Source organism: Mesorhizobium sp. ORM8.1, from assembly GCF_053005525.2.
On record NZ_CM132600.1, the window covers coordinates 4923645 to 4940515 of the forward strand.

14 protein-coding genes are annotated in these 16871 nt (G+C 63.8%); 11 read left to right on the top strand and 3 right to left on the bottom strand.

Annotated features, from left to right (window positions below):
- The first annotated feature begins 14 nt into the window (after positions 1-14).
- From ACVDG8_RS24720 to ACVDG8_RS24735, 4 genes are all read left to right on the top strand, one after another.
- Positions 15-767 (top strand): sugar phosphate isomerase/epimerase family protein, encoded by a 753-nt coding sequence (locus tag ACVDG8_RS24720; RefSeq protein ID WP_447250761.1) that lies wholly within the window; start codon positions 15-17, stop codon positions 765-767.
- A 5-nt stretch (positions 768-772) separates the two neighbouring features.
- Positions 773-1915, top strand: a complete 1143-nt coding sequence (locus ACVDG8_RS24725; RefSeq protein ID WP_447250762.1) for a Gfo/Idh/MocA family protein — start codon at positions 773-775, stop codon at positions 1913-1915.
- 149 nt (positions 1916-2064) lie between these two features.
- Positions 2065-3111, top strand: a complete 1047-nt coding sequence (mgrA, locus tag ACVDG8_RS24730; RefSeq protein ID WP_447250763.1) for an L-glyceraldehyde 3-phosphate reductase — start codon at positions 2065-2067, stop codon at positions 3109-3111.
- Between the two features lie 152 nt (positions 3112-3263).
- A complete protein-coding gene (locus ACVDG8_RS24735; protein ID WP_371012357.1) occupies positions 3264-3668 on the top strand; it encodes a Fur family transcriptional regulator in 405 nt (134 codons plus the stop codon).
- 156 nt (positions 3669-3824) lie between these two features.
- Here ACVDG8_RS24735 and polA read toward each other — a convergent pair whose 3' ends face one another.
- Positions 3825-6779, bottom strand: a complete 2955-nt coding sequence (polA, locus tag ACVDG8_RS24740; protein ID WP_447250764.1) for a DNA polymerase I — start codon at positions 6777-6779, stop codon at positions 3825-3827.
- 414 nt (positions 6780-7193) lie between these two features.
- Between polA and ACVDG8_RS24745 the strand changes: the two genes are divergently transcribed.
- The 6 genes from ACVDG8_RS24745 (at position 7194) to ACVDG8_RS24770 (ending at position 13162) form a co-directional block, all read left to right on the top strand.
- A complete protein-coding gene (locus tag ACVDG8_RS24745; RefSeq protein ID WP_447250765.1) occupies positions 7194-8579 on the top strand; it encodes a M20/M25/M40 family metallo-hydrolase in 1386 nt (461 codons plus the stop codon).
- A gap of 94 nt (positions 8580-8673) precedes the next feature.
- The gene (locus tag ACVDG8_RS24750) at positions 8674-9297 is read left to right on the top strand and encodes a ribonuclease D (protein ID WP_447250766.1); all 624 of its coding nucleotides are present in this window, start codon (positions 8674-8676) and stop codon (positions 9295-9297) included.
- Positions 9298-9354: 57 nt separating this feature from the next.
- Positions 9355-9561 (top strand): hypothetical protein, encoded by a 207-nt coding sequence (locus tag ACVDG8_RS24755; protein WP_447250767.1) that lies wholly within the window; start codon positions 9355-9357, stop codon positions 9559-9561.
- A 60-nt stretch (positions 9562-9621) separates the two neighbouring features.
- Positions 9622-9768, top strand: coding sequence for a hypothetical protein (locus tag ACVDG8_RS24760; protein ID WP_140674098.1), 147 nt, complete (start codon positions 9622-9624; stop codon positions 9766-9768).
- Positions 9769-9944: 176 nt separating this feature from the next.
- Complete coding sequence (locus ACVDG8_RS24765) at positions 9945-12251, top strand: transglycosylase domain-containing protein (RefSeq protein WP_447250768.1); 2307 nt, start codon at positions 9945-9947, stop codon at positions 12249-12251.
- A gap of 161 nt (positions 12252-12412) precedes the next feature.
- Positions 12413-13162, top strand: coding sequence for an SDR family NAD(P)-dependent oxidoreductase (locus tag ACVDG8_RS24770; RefSeq protein ID WP_447250769.1), 750 nt, complete (start codon positions 12413-12415; stop codon positions 13160-13162).
- A gap of 11 nt (positions 13163-13173) precedes the next feature.
- On the opposite strand, the gene ACVDG8_RS24775 is transcribed toward ACVDG8_RS24770, so the two are convergent.
- Complete coding sequence (locus tag ACVDG8_RS24775) at positions 13174-14094, bottom strand: zinc-binding dehydrogenase (RefSeq protein WP_447250770.1); 921 nt, start codon at positions 14092-14094, stop codon at positions 13174-13176.
- A 121-nt stretch (positions 14095-14215) separates the two neighbouring features.
- On the opposite strand from ACVDG8_RS24775, the gene ACVDG8_RS24780 reads away from it, so the two are divergent.
- Entirely contained in the window at positions 14216-15022 is an 807-nt protein-coding gene (locus ACVDG8_RS24780; RefSeq protein ID WP_447250731.1) for an AraC family transcriptional regulator, read from the top strand.
- Between the two features lie 6 nt (positions 15023-15028).
- On the opposite strand, the gene ACVDG8_RS24785 is transcribed toward ACVDG8_RS24780, so the two are convergent.
- Positions 15029-16828: a cation:proton antiporter domain-containing protein gene (locus ACVDG8_RS24785; protein ID WP_447250771.1), complete on the bottom strand. Its 1800-nt coding sequence runs from the start codon at positions 16826-16828 to the stop codon at positions 15029-15031.
- Between the last annotated feature and the right edge of the window lie 43 nt (positions 16829-16871).

Genomic DNA, 16871 nt, shown 5'->3' on the forward strand with positions numbered 1-16871 from the left:
AACGGACAGAGACGATGAACTGGTCATTCCAACTTTACAGCGCCCGCAACTTCCAGCCCTGGCCCGGCATCCTGAAAATGCTCGGCGAACTCGGCTACGCCCAGGTTGAGGGTTTCGGCGGCGTCTATGACGACCCCAAGGCTTTCCGCGCCGAACTCGACAAGAACGGGCTTGCGATGCCGACCGGCCATTTCTCGATCGATGCGCTGGAGAATGATTTCGACGGCGTGCGTAGAACCGCCGACGCGCTTGGCGTGACGCTGTTGATCTGCCCGTATCTCATGCCAGGCGCGCGACCGTCGGACGCCGCCGGCTGGCGCGGCTTCGGCGAGCGCCTGGCCAAGGTTGGCGAGACCGCGACGAAGGCCGGCTACGGCTTTGCCTGGCACAACCATGATTTCGAGTTCAAGGCGCTCGCCGACGGCTCGCTGCCGCAGGACCATATCCTGTCGGCCGCGCCCGATATCGGCTGGGAGATGGACGTCGCCTGGGTGATCCGCGGCGGCGCCGATCCGCTGCCGTGGATCGAAAAGCACGGCAAGCGCATCGCTTCGGTTCACGTCAAGGATATCGCCAAGCCGGGTGAGGGGCTGGATGAGGACGGCTGGTCCGATGTCGGTCACGGCACCGTCGACTGGGCGGGTCTGTTCAAGAGTTTGCGCGCCAAAAGCGCTCCGAAGTATTTCATCATGGAACAGGACAACCCCAATGACATCGAGCGCTATGCACGACGCTCGATCGCGACGGCCAAGAGCTGGCAGGAGTAATCGAAATGGCTAACAAGCTTGGCGTCGGCGTCATCGGCTGCGGCAACATCTCGAAGGCGTATTTCTCGCTCTCGCCGCTGTTCCGCGGCATCAAGATGCGGGCCTGCGCGGATATCAACATGGAGGCCGCGACGGCGCGCGCGAAGGAGTTCAAGTTGCGCGCCGAGACCGTCAACGACCTGCTTAAGGACGACGAGATCGATATCATCGTCAACCTCACCATTCCGGCGGTGCATTACGAGGTGTCGAAGGCAGTGCTGGACGCCGGCAAGCACGTCTATTCGGAAAAGCCTTTCGTTCTCTCCGTCAAGGAAGGGCAAGACCTGAAAAACCGGGCCGAGAAGAAGGGCCTGCGCATCGGCTCGGCGCCCGACACCTTCCTCGGCGGCGCGCATCAACTGGTGCGCGAGCTGATCGACAGCGGCAGGCTCGGGGCGATCACCAGCGGCACCTGCCATGTCATGGGTCATGGCATGGAGCACTGGCACCCCAACCCGGATTTCTTCTTCCAGCCGGGCGCCGGTCCGGTGCTCGACATCGGGCCGTATTACATCACCAACCTGATCCAGCTGATCGGACCGGTGAAGCAGGTGACGGCGTTCACCGCGACGCCGGCCAAGGAGCGCACGATCAGCTCCAAGCCGCGCGCGGGCGAAAAGATACCGGTCAACACGCCGACCACCATCCACGCCCTGCTGGAGTTCGCGAACGGCGCGGTGGTGACGCTCAACACCAGCTGGGACGTCTGGAGCCACGGTCACGCGCCGATGGAGCTTTATGGCGAGGCCGGCACCGTCTTCGTGCCGGATCCGAACTTCTTCGGCGGCGACGTGCGCTTCACCGACGGCGCCAAGCCGGTGAAGAAACTGCCGAAATGGAACCATCCGTTCGGCGTGCCGAACGAGATGCATGGCCACGGCATGATGGCCAATTACCGCACCGCAGGGCTCGCCGACATGGCGATCGCGATCACCGAAGGGCGGCCGCATCGCTGCTCGATGGAGCTGGCGCTGCATGCCGTCGACGTCATGACCGGCATCTTGCGCGCCGGCGAAAGCGGCAAGGTCGTCGCCATGCAGACCACCTGCGAGCGCCCGGCAGCCCTTGGCATCAAGGAAGCGAAGGCGCTGCTTTCCAAGAAAAAGTAGCGGGTTGTTCGTCACTAGGTTTGGCGATTATCGATAATTTTTAATTCTCCCTCTCCCGGTTTCGCCGGGGAGGGGGTAAGGAGAGGGCGAGCATCGATTCAATCGTTCCTTGCGGCGTTCCCCGCGCCGCCCGATCCCGAGGATTTCCCATGCCCTATATCGCCGCCGAAAACCGCTACGAGAAAATGATCTACAATCGCTGCGGGCGTTCCGGCCTCAAGCTGCCAGCGATCTCGCTCGGGCTGTGGCACAATTTCGGCAACGACACGCCGCACAAGACCAAGCAGGCGATCGTGCGCAAGGCGTTCGACCTCGGCATCACGCATTTCGACCTCGCCAACAATTACGGCCCACCGCCCGGCTCGGCCGAAACGGCCTTCGGCGAAATATTGCGCACCGATTTCGCCGCCTATCGGGATGAACTGATCATCTCGAGCAAGGCTGGCTACGAGATGTGGGCCGGTCCCTACGGCGAGTGGGGCAGCCGCAAATATGTGCTGGCCAGCCTCGACCAGAGCCTGAAGCGCATGGGGCTCGACTATGTCGATATCTTCTATTCGCACCGCTTCGATCCGGAGACGCCGCTGGAAGAAACAATGGGCGCGCTCGACCATGCGGTGCGCTCCGGCAAGGCGCTCTATGCCGGCATCTCGTCCTACAATTCGCAGCGCACACGCGAAGCAGCCGATATCCTGAGGCAGCTCGGCACGCCTTGCCTCATCCACCAGCCGAGCTATTCGATGCTCAACCGCTGGGTCGAGGACGACGGCCTGCTCGACACGCTGGAGGGGCTCGGCATCGGCTCGATCGTGTTCTCGCCGCTTGCCCAGGGCATGCTGACCGACAAATATCTCGACGGCATTCCGGATGGCAGCCGGGCCAGCCAGAGCAAGTCGCTGCGGCCGGCTTTCATCAACGATCAGTCGATCGCCAACATCAAGGCGCTCAACGCCATTGCCGGCCGGCGCGGCCAGACGCTGGCGCAGATGGCGCTAGCCTGGGTGCTGCGCAAGGGCCGCGTGACCACGGCGCTGATCGGCGCCAGCCGGCCGGAACAGGTCGAGGATTGCGTCGGCGCGCTCAAGGCGCTCGACTTCAGCGATGCCGAACTCGCCGAGATCGACACCTATGCACGCGAGTCCGACATCAACCTGTGGGCGGCTTCGGCGGAGCGCAAGGGGCCGCCGCGCAAATAGCGATTAGCCGGCGAAGTACCGGCTGCTGCTCGCGGCCTGATGGAGAGTGCTGCGGAAACAGTGGCAAAACCCTTCGTTCGTCGCTATCTCATGGAGACCATCGTTCGTGCGCGGCAATCGCGCGCGAGTGGCGCCATGAGTGGACCCGCAAGATGACGGCAAGGGATACGCTGACCAAGAACCAGATGTGCGTGCTCGAGAAACTCGAGGCGTCCAGCGGGCCGCTCAGCGCCTATACGCTGCTCGACCAGCTGCGCGAGCGCGGCTTTCGCGCACCGCTGCAGGTCTATCGGGCGCTCGATACGCTGGTGAAGTCGGGCTTCGTGCACCGGCTGGAAAGCATCAACTCCTTCGTCGCCTGCGCCGAACCACACGACCACAGCCATTCGATGACCGCTTTCGCCATCTGCGACAATTGCGGCCAGGTGACAGAGATGTCCGACCATGATGTCGGGCATCAGCTGGATGAATGGGTGCGCTCGACGGGATTTGCCGCCAAGAAGGCGGTGATCGAGTTCAGGGGTGTGTGTGCGAAGTGTCGGGCCGAAGCCGCCTAATTCAGGTGAGGCCGGCCTGCAAATGGCGGCTTCCTGCGCTTCCGGTGCTCACGTACGAAAAGTACGCTCCGCTCCGGTTCTCGGAACCCACCATTTTCGACTCGGCCTGACCTGAATTCTCAACGCAGTTATTCTCAACGCAGCTAAGGGCGACGCTCAATGCGCCTCGTCCCAGTTGTGCGCGGCGCGTGCGTCGACATGCAGCGGCACGGACATCGACACTGCCGGCATCGGCGCGTTTTCCATCACGCGGCGCACCACGGGGAGCGTCGCCTCGACCTCCTCGTCCACCGTCTCGAAGATCAATTCGTCATGCACTTGCAGCAGCATGCGGGCCGACAGCTTTGCCTTCTCCAGCGCCTCTTCCATGTGCACCATGGCGCGGCGGATGATGTCGGCGGCGGTGCCCTGCAGCCTGGCGTTGATCGAGGCACGTTCGTTGAAGGCGCGGATCGAGGGATTGGACGACCTTATCTCAGGATAGTGGATGCGGCGGCCGAAGATGGTTTCGACGAAGCCATTCTCGCGGGCATAGGCCTTGGTTTCCTCGATATAGTCGCGGATACCCGGGAATCGTTCGAAATAGCGCTTGATATAGGCGCTGGACTCTTCGCGCGGGATCGACAGCTGGTTGGCGAGGCCGAAGGCCGAGATGCCGTAGATGATGCCGAAATTGATCGCCTTGGCGCGCCGGCGCACTTCCGAAGGCATGCCTTCGACCGGCACGTTGAACATCTCGGATGCGGTGATGGCATGGATGTCGGCGCCGTCGGCGAAAGCCTGCTTGAGCTGCGGGATCTCGGCGACATGGGCGAGCACGCGCAGCTCGATCTGGCTGTAGTCGGCCGAGACCAGCTTATGACCCTTTTCGGCGATGAAGGCGGTCCTGATCTTGCGGCCTTCGGCGGTGCGCACCGGAATGTTCTGCAAATTGGGATCCGAGGACGATAGCCGCCCCGTCGTCGTCGCGGCCAGCGCATAGGAGGTGTGGACGCGATGGGTGTTGGGGTTGATGAAGCCGGGCAGCGCATCGGTATAGGTCGATTTCAGCTTGGTCAGCTGACGCCAGTCGACGATCTTGCGCGGCAATTCATGGCCTTCCGCCGCGAGCTCTTCCAGAAGCTGCGCCGAGGTCGACCATTGGCCGGTCTTGGTCTTCGAGCCGCCAGGCAGGCCCATCTTGCCGAACAGGATGTCGCCAAGCTGCTTCGGTGAGCCGATGTTGATGCGCTCACCGACAATGCCATAGATCTCCTCCTCGGCACGCGCGGCGCCTTGTGCCAGCTCGCCCGACAGCCTGGACAGGATCTGGCGGTCGATCGAGATGCCGCGCTGCTCCATGCGGGCCAGCACCGGCACCAGCGGACGCTCCAGCCGCTCATAGACCGAAACAAGTCCCTTGGCGGCGAGCCTCGGCTTCAGCACCTGCCAAACTCTGAGCGCCAGATCGGCCTGGCCGGCGGCATAGAGGGTTGCCCGTTCGATATCGACCTGATCGAAACCGACGGCGCTCCTTCCCGACCCGGCAAGCTCCTTCTTCGCGGCCGGCGTATGGCCGAGCCACTTTTCCGAAAGCCCGGCGAGGTCGTGATGGCCCACAGTGCCGGCATCGAGAACATAGGAGATCAGCATGGTGTCGTCGAACGGACCGACCTCGATGCCGTGCCGGCTCATCACGACGATGTCGTATTTCATATCCTGGACGATCTTGAGGACCGACTTGTCCTCAAGCAGCGGCTTCAACAGCGCCAACGCCTCGCGGACCGGTATCTGGTTCTCCAACTGGCCGCCGCCAAGCAGATCGCCATTGCCGTTCTGGTGGGCAAGCGGCAAATAGACGGCGCGCCCCGGCGCAATCGCCATCGAAACGCCGATCAGGTCGGCCTGCATCGGGTCCCAGGAGGTGGTCTCGGCGTCGAAAGCAAGAATGCCGGCGTCCCTGGCCTCCGCAATCCAGGCCTTCAGCGCGGCCATATCGCGAATGGCGGCGTAGGCGGAGGTATCGATCTTGCCTGCCGATGCCTTTTCCAGCCGCAGCGCCGAAAGCAGGGAAGGCGTGTCGCCCTGCGGCGGCGCATCTTCGCCCCTCACCGCAGGCTTCGCGTCGCCGTTGGGCGAGGGTGTCGCCTGCCTCGGCGGCGCGCCGGCGCCGACATCGGGACCATGCGCGTTGTCGGCGCGCTCGACGGTGACGGCGGAAGCCTGGACGTCGCCGATCTCGGTCGCGGTCGCTTCGGCGACGCGGCGTGTCAGCGTGGTGAACTCCATCGTCTTCAGGAAGCCGATCAGTTTCGGCCCGTCTGGGGCGTGCAGCACCAGCTCGTCCAGGCCCTCCTTCATCGCCACGTCGTTCTTCAGCGTCACCAGCTGACGCGAGATGCGCGCCTTGTCGGCGTTGGCGATGATGGTTTCGCGGCGCTTGTCCTGCTTGATCTCGGAGGCGCGCGCGAGCAGCCCGTCAAGGTCGCCGAACTGCTCCAGGAGCTGCGCCGCGGTCTTCGGGCCGATGCCGGGCACGCCCGGCACATTGTCGACGGAGTCGCCGGTCAGCGCCTGCAGGTCGATCATCTTTTCCGGCGGCACGCCCCATTTCTCGATCACCTCGGGGATGCCGATCTGGCGGTCCTTCATCGGGTCGTACATGCCGACCGTCGGGCCGACGAGCTGCATCAGATCCTTGTCGGACGAGATGATGGTGGTGTCGGCGCCGGTTTCGCAGGCGAGCCGGCAATAGGTCGCGATGATGTCGTCGGCCTCGAAACCCTCCATCTCGATGCAAGGCAGGTTGAAAGCGACCGTCGCCTGGCGGATCAGGCCGAATTGCGGGATCAGGTCTTCCGGCGGCGCCGACCGATTGGCCTTGTATTCGGGGTAGAGATCGTTGCGGAAGGTCTTCGACGAATAATCGAAAATGACGGCGAAATGCGACGGCACGACGCCTACATTGGTGTTGCGGGCATCCTGCATCAATTTCCACACCATATTGCAGAAGCCAAGCACCGCGCCGGTCGGCAGGCCGTCGGACTTGCGGTTGAGCGGCGGCAGCGCGTGGTAGGCGCGAAAAATGTAGCCGGAGCCGTCGACAAGGAAGAGATGATCGCCTTTTTTCATGCCGGCAGGGATAGCGCGGCCGGGCTTCGCGGTCCATGCCAAAGGCTGAACAAAGCGCTCGCTCCGGCAACACCCTGACAGAACCGGTTCACCGGGTTTTGGGCACTCACGGCCATGTTACAAAAGTGTAATTCTGGTGCCCTTGAATCGCCATGTTCGAAGACCCAAATACACGGCATCGGCAATTTTCGCCGAAGTCCGGATCAAGGCCCGTCCCCCGCCTATTCCGGGCAACTGCGGCAGCCTATCCCCCCTCTCCGGGCTGCCGCAACATTTCGAGTAAAAAAGACCGCCGTGGTTCCCCCTCCACCACGGCGGTCTTTTTTTGTTTTGCGGTCAGTTGGTCCAACGATCGCGGCTTTTCGTTTCGGCTCTTGCCCTTTAGGGTCGGCGCAAAACGCGAAAGGCCCTAAAATGTCCCGTATTTCCCCCGTCCTCGACCGCCTCGACCAGAATCTCGACCAGAGCCTGGAGCGACTGTTCGGCCTGCTCGGCATCAAGTCGATCTCCACCGATCCGGCCTTTGCCGCCGATTGCCGCAAGGGCGCCGAGTGGCTGGTCGCCGAGCTCAAATTGATCGGCTTCGAAGCCAGTGTGCGCGACACGCCCGGACATCCGATGGTGGTGGCGCATCACGAAGGGCCGGCCGGCTCCCCGCATGTGCTGTTTTACGGCCATTACGATGTGCAGCCGGTCGATCCGATCGAGCTTTGGGAAACCGACCCGTTCGCGCCGTCGATCAAGGAAATCGAGCCAGGCCGCAAGGTGATCACCGGGCGCGGCTCGGCCGACGACAAGGGGCAGTTGATGACCTTTGTCGAGGCATGCCGCGCCTGGAAGCAGGTGCATGGCAATCTGCCGTGCCGCATCACCATCCTGTTCGAGGGCGAGGAGGAATCCGGTTCGCCGTCGCTGAAGCCCTTCCTCGAGGCCAATGCGCCCGAGTTGAAGGCCGATTTCGCTTTGGTTTGCGACACCAGCATGTGGAACCGCGAGACGCCGTCGATCTGCGTGTCGCTGCGCGGCATGGTCGGCGAGGAAGTCACCGTCAAGGCGGCCAACCGCGACCTGCATTCGGGCCTCTATGGCGGTCCGGCCGCCAACCCGATCCGCATCCTGGCGAAAGTGCTGGCAGACATTCACGACAAGGATGGCCATGTCACCATTCCAGGCTTCTATGACGGCGTCGAGGAGACACCATCGCAGGTGTTGAAATCCTGGGAAGGGCTTGGTGAAACGGCCGAGACGTTCCTTGAACCTGTCGGTCTCTCGATCCCGTCGGGCGAAAAGGGACGCTCGGTGCTGGAACTGACCTGGGCGCGGCCGACGGCCGAATTCAACGGCATTATCGGTGGCTATACCGGCAAGGGTTTCAAGACCGTGATCGCGGCGGAAGCATCGGCGAAAGTCTCGTTCCGCCTTGTCCACAAGCAGGATCCGAAGAAGATCCGCGCTGCCTTCCAGGCCTTTGTGCGCGCGCGCATTCCCGGCGATTGCTCGGTCGAGTTCCATCCGCATGGCGGCTCGCCGGCGATCCAGCTTTCCTATGACTCGCCGTTCCTGGCCAAGGCCAAGGACGCGCTGTCGGACGAATGGGAAAAACAGGCCGTCACCACCGGCGGCGGCGGCTCCATTCCCGTGGTCGGCGATTTCCAGACCTATCTCGGCATGGAATCGCTGCTGGTCGGCTTCGGCCTCGACGACGACCGCATCCATTCGCCCAATGAAAAGTACGAGCTGACCTCTTTTCACAAAGGACAGCGCTCCTGGGCGCGTATCCTCGATGCGCTGACCCGCTGAGCCGAAGTCTCACGAAAGGCGTGAGATTGAAGTTTCTGTTGATTTTTCGCCGGATCGCGGCGAGGACGATCTATGCTGCGATCCGGAGAAGAGAATGACTGCCGATATCCGTTTCCATAAAAACGATCTGCCCGATCTGTCCCACTACAATGTCGGGGCGGTGGCCATCGACACGGAAACGCTGGGGCTGAACCCGCATCGCGACCGGCTCTGCGTGGTGCAGATTTCGCCCGGCGACGGCAGCGCCGACGTCATCCAGATCGCGCCTGGCCAGAAGAAAGCGCCGAACCTCGTCAGCCTGCTCAGAAATCGTGCCATCACCAAGCTGTTCCACTACGGCCGGTTCGATATCGCCGTGCTCTACAACGCCTTCGGCGTGATGGCGGAGCCGGTGTTCTGCACCAAGATCGCCTCGCGGCTGACACGCACCTACACCGACCGGCACGGTCTCAAGGATCTGTGCAACGAATTGCTCGGCATCGGCCTGTCGAAGGCGCAGCAATCCTCGGACTGGGCGGCGGAAACGCTGTCGCCGGAGCAGCTCGAATATGCCGCCTCCGACGTGCTTTACCTGCACCGGCTGCGCGACGTGCTTGCCGCGCGGCTGGCGCGCGAGGGCCGCACCAAGGAGGCGGAGGCCTGCTTCCGTTTCCTGCCAACGCGGGCCAAGCTCGACCTGATGGGCTGGGCGGAGGAAGACATCTTCGCGCATAGCTAACGGAACCCGGAGCCGCGCTGGACGTTTCCGCCAGCCGATGATTGGGGAGGGAATGATATGGCAGAGCGCAAACCGATAGCCAGCGCGCCTAAGGACGGCTCGAAGGTCACGATCATGTGGAAGGATGGCGACGGCGTGGTCAACGAATCCATCGGCCAATATCGCGACGGCGGCTGGTGGGTCTACACCGACAGCGACACGCAAAAGAAGGTCGATGCGACCAGCTGGCGGCCGGCGTCGGGCGACGATGACGACGACCATTAGGCGATCGCTGCCGGGTAAATCCAAGGCGGGCGTGAGGCTCGGCGGCGACATGGGGGCGCAATGAGGCAGAACACGCTCTATCTCATCATCGGGGCGCTGGTCGTGGTGGTTATTGCGCTCGGCATCTATGTCTATCGCGAGCAGACGAGGCCGAAAGGCGTCGAGCTCAAGATCGACGACAAGGGGATTTCGATCCAGCAGAACTGAGCAGCGGCCGGCCGGGACGGACGGGCACGTTGAAGGGTTCGCCCGCGCGACAACGCGATTCGAAATTCGCCAGGCTTTTCAACCGCCTGCAAATTCCCTGCTTTAACGCGCCTTTAAACCGCCGCATCTAGTCTGCAACCCAAACGCCATCGGCACCGGGGCAGCAGCAAGAGCGCATGGCGAACCGCAGAGACAGTCGCATCGAACCAAGCTTCGAGGGCTCGCCGCGCGCGAAATCCTCCGATGGCTTTTCGGTCAGCGAGGAGGATCGCGTCATGCCGGCCAGCCGTAAATCCGCTCCGAAAGGCAAATCCGCCAAGGCGAAATCGCGCGGCCGCGGCCGTGGCCGAGGCGAAAGCCGGCGCGGACTGCTCGGCATCGCCACCCGCCTGGTCTACTGGTGCTTCGTGCTGTGCATCTGGGGCGGCATCGCGGTTGCGGGCATCGTCGTTTATTACGGCGCCAAGATGCCGGCGGCCACCACCTGGTCGATCCCCGACCGCGCCCCCAACATCAAGATCGTCTCGGTCGATGGCGCGCTGATCGCCAATCGCGGCGCGTCGGGCGGCGAGGCGGTCGGCCTGCACGAAATGTCGCCCTATATCCCGGAAGCCGTCGTCGCCATCGAGGACCGCCGCTTCTATTCGCATTTCGGCATCGACCCGATCGGCCTGTCGCGCGCCATGGTCACCAATCTTCTCGGCCGCCATTTCTCGCAGGGTGGTTCGACGCTGACGCAGCAGCTGGCGAAGAACCTGTTCCTGACGCCGGACCGCACGCTGGAGCGCAAGGTGCAGGAGGTGCTGCTCGCGCTCTGGCTCGAGCATAAGCACACGAAAGACCAGATCCTCGAAATGTACCTTAACCGGGTCTATTTCGGCTCCGGCGCCTATGGCGTGGAAGCGGCTTCGCGACGCTATTTCGGCAAGAGCGCGCGTGATGTGACGCTGTCCGAGGCAGCCCTTCTGGCTGGCCTACTCAAGGCGCCTTCGAAGCTTTCGCCGGCACGCGACCCGAAGGCTGCCGAGCAACGGGCGCAGCTGGTGCTTGCCGCCATGCGCGAGGAAGGCAAGATCAGCGACAAGGAATATAAGGTGGCGCTGAGCGCGCCGGCGACGCGTGCGCCGTCCTACTGGACCGGCTCGGAGAATTATGTCGCCGACACGGTCATGGACGAGCTTCCCGACCTCATCGGCGACGTGCGCGGCGACATCGTCATCAACACTACCGTCGACCTGAACCTGCAGAAGCTTGCCGAGCAGTCGATCCGCCGGCTGATCGACGACAGCGGCAAGAAGCTCAACGTCACGCAAGGGGCGTTGGTGTCGATCGACGATTCCGGCGCGGTGCGCGCCATGGTCGGTGGCTACGACTATTCGACCAGCCAGTTCGACCGCGCCTCGGAAGCGCGCCGGCAGCCGGGCTCGGCCTTCAAGCCGTTCGTCTATATGGCGGCGCTCGAAGCCGGACGCACGCCCGACAGCATTCGCAACGACGCGCCGATCAAGATCGGCAAATGGACGCCCGACAATTACGGCGGCAAGTATTACGGCAAGGTCACGCTGGCCACGGCTCTCGCCAAGTCGCTGAACTCGGTGGCGGCGCAGCTCACCATGGAGGTCGGGCCTGACGCGGTGGTGGAAGCGGCGCATCGCATGGGCATCCAGTCGGACCTGCAGGCCAACACCTCGATCGCGCTCGGCACTTCGGAAGTGACGCCGCTGGAACTTACGTCAGCCTATGTGCCTTTCGCCAATGGCGGCTACAAGCCGGACATCCACTTCGTCCAGCGCATCACCACCACCAGCGGCAAGGTGCTTTACGAGAACAATGGCGGCAGCGCGCCGCGGGTCATCAAGGCCGACATCGTCGGCATGATGAACTCGATGATGATGGGCACAGTCGAGTTCGGCTCGGCAAAGAAGGCGGCCTTCAATTGGCCCGCGGCCGGCAAGACCGGCACCAGCCAGAATTCGCGCGACGCCTGGTTTGTCGGCTACACCGCCAACCTGACCACGGGCGTGTGGTTCGGCAATGATGACGGCACGGCGATGAAGAAGGTGACCGGCGGTGCATTGCCGGCGCAAGCCTGGCACGAATTCATGGTGGCTGCGCATGAAGGCGTGCCGGTGCGCCCGTTGCCCGGCACCTGGAGGTCGACGCCGTCCGACACGGTCGTGCCGGACGAGATCCCGTCGGCGGACGCCTCGCAGCCGTCGCCTGTGCCGCAGGCAGCGGTCGGTCAGTCGCAGCCCTCCGCTCAACCGGCGGCTGCCGCCCAGGCCCAGCCGCGGCAGGCGCCGGTACGGCAGGCACCGGCGCGGCAGGCGCAACCGGCAGAGACCGTGGATGCCGGCGGCTTCGACATGCCGAGCGACAGCGGAGCAACCGCCTCGATCAAGCATCCGGTGCCACCCGGCGAAGTCGGCGGCCCGACCAAGAAACGGAATACCTCGATCCTCGATATCCTCGGCGGGGGCTGAAGTCCCATCCCGATGGGATCGGAATGGGACTTGAGCTTCTTTTTCGACCATGATCTTTTCCGGAAACCAGAATCCACTTTCCGGGATCATGGTTGCGGCGGCAACTCGCCCTCTCGCCACGGCGGACGCCTTGGGCTACATGTCCGGCCGGAGACCGCGACATGGCCGAGACCGACAGCAGAAAAACCATCGTGCTCACCGGCGCCAGCCGCGGCATCGGCCATGCGACCGTGAAGCGCTTTTCGCGCGAAGGCTGGCGCGTCATCACTTGCTCGCGCCAGGCATTTGCCGAGGATTGCCCGTGGCCGGCCGGCCCGGAGGACCACATCAAGGTCGATCTCGCCGACCAGGAAGATGTCGGCATCGCCGTCTCGGAAATCCGTCATCGGCTGGAAGCTCATGGCGGCCAGCTCAACGCGCTGGTCAACAATGCTGGCATCTCGCCGAAACTGAAGACCGGCGGCCGCATGGATTCGATCGAGACGCCGATGCATGTCTGGCGCGACGTCTTCCAGGTCAATTTCTTCGCGCCGATCATGCTCGCGCGGGGGTTGTTCAAAGAGTTAGCCGCGGCCAAGGGCTCGATCGTCAACGTCACCTCGATCGCCGGCACCAGGGTGCATCCTTTCGCCGGCACGGCCTATGCGACATCGAAGGCCGCGCTCGGCTCACTGACGCGCGAGATGGCTCATGACTTCGGCCCGCACGGCATCCGCGTCAACGCGATTGCGCCGGGCGAGATCGACACGGCGATCCTTTCGCCAGGTACTGACAAGATCGTCGAGACGATCCCGCTGCGGCGGCTCGGCGCCACCGCGGAAGTCGCCGACATCATCTTCTTCCTGTGCTCGCAGCAGGCGTCCTATGTGACGGGCTCGGAAATCCACATCAATGGCGGCCAGCACGTGTAGAGCGGCTGACTTCACCCGGCCATCGTGAGGACGGCCTTGCCGCTGAAGCTGCGTTGCCTCAGCGCGTCCAGGGCTTGGCCGATATCTGTCCATGGCGCAGTCAGGGCTATGCGGCTTTCCAGCCGGCCGGCCGCCACCAAGTCGAGCAGCGAGGCGATGTCCGCGCCGATGCCAGCGCCGGACGTGTAGTAGGCAAAGGTCTGCAGCCTCGCCCCCTCGTGGCCCGGAACGAACTGGCGGAAGCCGATCGGTGTCAGTTCGCCGCTGCTCGAGCCGAACATGACGATGGTCCCGCCTGGCGCGACACGCCCGATCGCATGCGCGAGGCTTTCACCGCCGACCGATTCCGTGATCAGCGAAAACGGCCCCTCGGCCTGTTCGATCGACTCGACCACTTGCCCGGCGCCAAGGCGGCGAAGATCGTCAGCATGCCGCGCGGCGGCGACCGCTGTCACCGAAGCGCCCTGCTCACGGGCGATCTGGATCTGAAAGCGTCCGACCGCGCCGCTGGCGCCGGTGATCAGGACTTGTTGCCCGGCCAGATCACCGCCATGACGCAAAGTCCTGAGCGCCGTCGTGCCCGCGACTGGCAGCGTGACTGCCGAAGCGAAGCTGACTTCGTCCGGCACAATGGCCAGGCGGTCGGTTGAGACGGCGACACGTTCTGCCCAACCGGCCTGATCGACCAAAGCCACGACCCGGCTGCCGACGGGAGGGCCGGAGCCGTCGGCTGCCGCTTGTTCAACGACCCCAACGATATCCTGGCCGGGTATCCAGCCGTCGGGCCGTATGCCGAGCAGCCGCAGCTCGCCACGATTCAACGATGTTGCATGAATCGACACCAACGCTTCATTTGCATCGAAGTGTGGTTCGTCGATCTCGGAGAGCTTCAATCGGTTGGGGCTGTCGGAAGAGATGGTGAGAGCGAGCATGGGGCCACCTTTTGAAAACTGGGTGCTGCGATTGACTGCGACGATAACGGCTCAAGCCTATCGACTCTGATGCTCGAAAAATTTAGATATAAGTCCAAATGATCGCTAAAAACAGTCAAGCATGAGGCAACCTCTCCGCTGGCCCTGGCTGGATTTCGATGTCGACGACGTGCTTGCGCCGGCGATCGCCGTTCGCGTCGACGTCACCGAGACGAGGGCTGAGGTGCGCGAGCATTGGCATCGCAAGGGGCAACTCGTCTTCGCGCTCGGCGGCGGCGTTACCTGCCGTGTTCCGGGCGGCCTGTGGATGGTGCCGCCGCATTGCGGCGTGTGGGTGCCGAGCGCCATGCGGCACAGCAACACCGCGACCGCCAATGCGCGGATATTCTTCGTCTATATCGAGCCGGGCGTGGCCGATTTGCCGGAGCGGTGCTGCACGCTTTCGATCTCGCCGCTGCTGCGCGAGCTGATCATCGAACTGTCCGACTGCGCGCCGGACGACGCAAGGTGCGCTTTCCTGGGAAAGATACTGCTCACCGAATTGCCGCTGATGCCTGTGCAGCAGTTGCATCTGCCGATCTCGGCCGAGCCGCGTTTGCGGCGGATTGCCGAAACACTGGCCGAGGATCCCGCCGACCGCAGCACGCTGGCGCAATGGGCAAACCGCGTGGCGCTCAGCGAAAGCAGCCTGGCGCGCCTCGTCGTGAAGGAGACCGGGCTGAGTTTCGGACGCTGGCGCCAGCAACTGCACCTGATCGTCGCTCTGCGCGAACTGGCCTCGGGCGCCAGCGTGCAGCAGGTTTCAGGCGATCTCGGCTACGAATCCGTCACCGCCTTCATCACCATGTTCAAGAAGGCGCTGGGCAAGCCGCCGGCGAAATATCTCAGCGACATCGCCCAGCATGGCGGCTCCGCATTCCCGGCCTGACACGCCTCAAGCGGGTTGCGGCTTGATCTCAATCGTGGGCTCCGCCGGAATGGCGGATTTACCGGTCACCACCTCGACGATGCCGCGTGCGATCTCGCGTTCGCCCATGATCACGGTGTCGGCGCCAAGTCCCTTCAGATGCTCGACCTCGGCATCGGAATGGGCGCGCGCAATGACGCTGATGCCAGGATTGGTGGCGCGGGCTCGAAGCACGACCTGTCCCGCCTCGAAGGCATTGGGGATGGCGAGGATCAGCCGCCTGGCGCCTTCGGGATTGGCGGCCGCGAAGACATCCGCATTGGCGGCGTTGCCGGCCACGGTCTCGACACCGTCGGCCTTGAGCTTGGCCAGCGTCTTGTCGGCATCCTCGATGACCAGGAAGGGCAGGGCGGCGTCTTTCAGCGCGGCGCCGACCAGGCTGCCGACACGGCCGTAACCGATCAGGATGGAATGGCCGGTCAGCGTGGTTTTCGGCGGCGGGCCGTCGTCTCTGTGTGACGATGCCGCTACGGACGCGACCTGGCCGGGTTCGGTCGCCGGGCCGATCGGCCTTGGCTCTTCCGGCGGTAGCGTCTTTATGGCCCGCGCTTCCAGCCAGGGCTTTATCCAATCGATGGCGAGGAACATCAGCGGGTTGAGCAGGATCGACAGGATCGCGCCTGCGAGGATCAGGTCGCGACCCTGTTCGGGCAGCAGTTTCAGACCGACGCCAAGCTCGGCCAGGATGAAGGAGAATTCGCCGATCTGGGCAAGGCTTGCCGAGATCATCAGCGCCGTCGCGATCGGGTAGCGGAAGACAATGACGATGATGAAGGCCGCGATCGACTTGCCGATGACGATGATGGCCAAAGTGGCCAGGATCGGCCAGCCATTGCTGACCAGGCTGAACGGATCGAACAGCATGCCGACGGAGACGAAGAAGAGCACCGAGAAGGCATCGCGCAACGGCAGCGATTCTTCCGCGGCGCGGTGGCTGAGCTCGGACTCGCTCATGATCATGCCGGCAAAGAAGGCGCCGAGCGCCAGCGAGACGCCGAACAGTTTTGCCGCGCCGAAGGCGACGCCGAGGGCGATGGCCAGGACAGCGAGCCGGAACAGCTCGCGCGAGCCGGTATGGGCGACATAATGCAGGATCCATGGGATCACCCTGCGGCCGACCACCAGCATGACGACGACGAAGGCGGCAACTTTGGCGAGCGTGAGGCCGACGACGCCCCATATGCCGTAGCTGGCCGGCAACGACAGCAGGCTGGCATGATCCTCGACCTGTGGCTGGCCGCCGAGCACGCCGGCAAGCGCCGGCAACAGCACCAACGCCAGCACCATGGCCAAATCCTCGACGATCAGCCAGCCGACGGCGATGCGGCCACGCTCGGTCTCGATCAGCCGCCGCTCCTGGAGCGCGCGCAACAGCACCACGGTCGAGGCAACGGAGAGAGCCAGGCCAAAGACCAGGCCGGCGCCCAAGGACCAGCCGAGCATCCAGGCCAGCCCGACGCCAAGCAGCGTGGCAAAGCCGATCTGCACGATCGCGCCCGGCACGGCGATGGCGCGCACCGACAAGAGATCCTTCAGCGAAAAATGCAGGCCGACGCCGAACATCAGCAGGATTACGCCGATTTCGGCCAGCTCGTTGGCGAGGCCGGCGTCGGCGACAAAGCCTGGCGTGTTAGGGCCGACGAGGACGCCGGCGACCAGATAGCCGACCAGCGGCGGAATGCGGAAACGGTTGGCTAAAGCCCCGAAGACGAAAGCAAGCCCCAGACCGGCGACGATGGTGGCGATAAGGGGCGTGTCATGCGGCATTGTCTATGGAGCGCCTTTCGAAAATTCATGATGTCGGATGGGC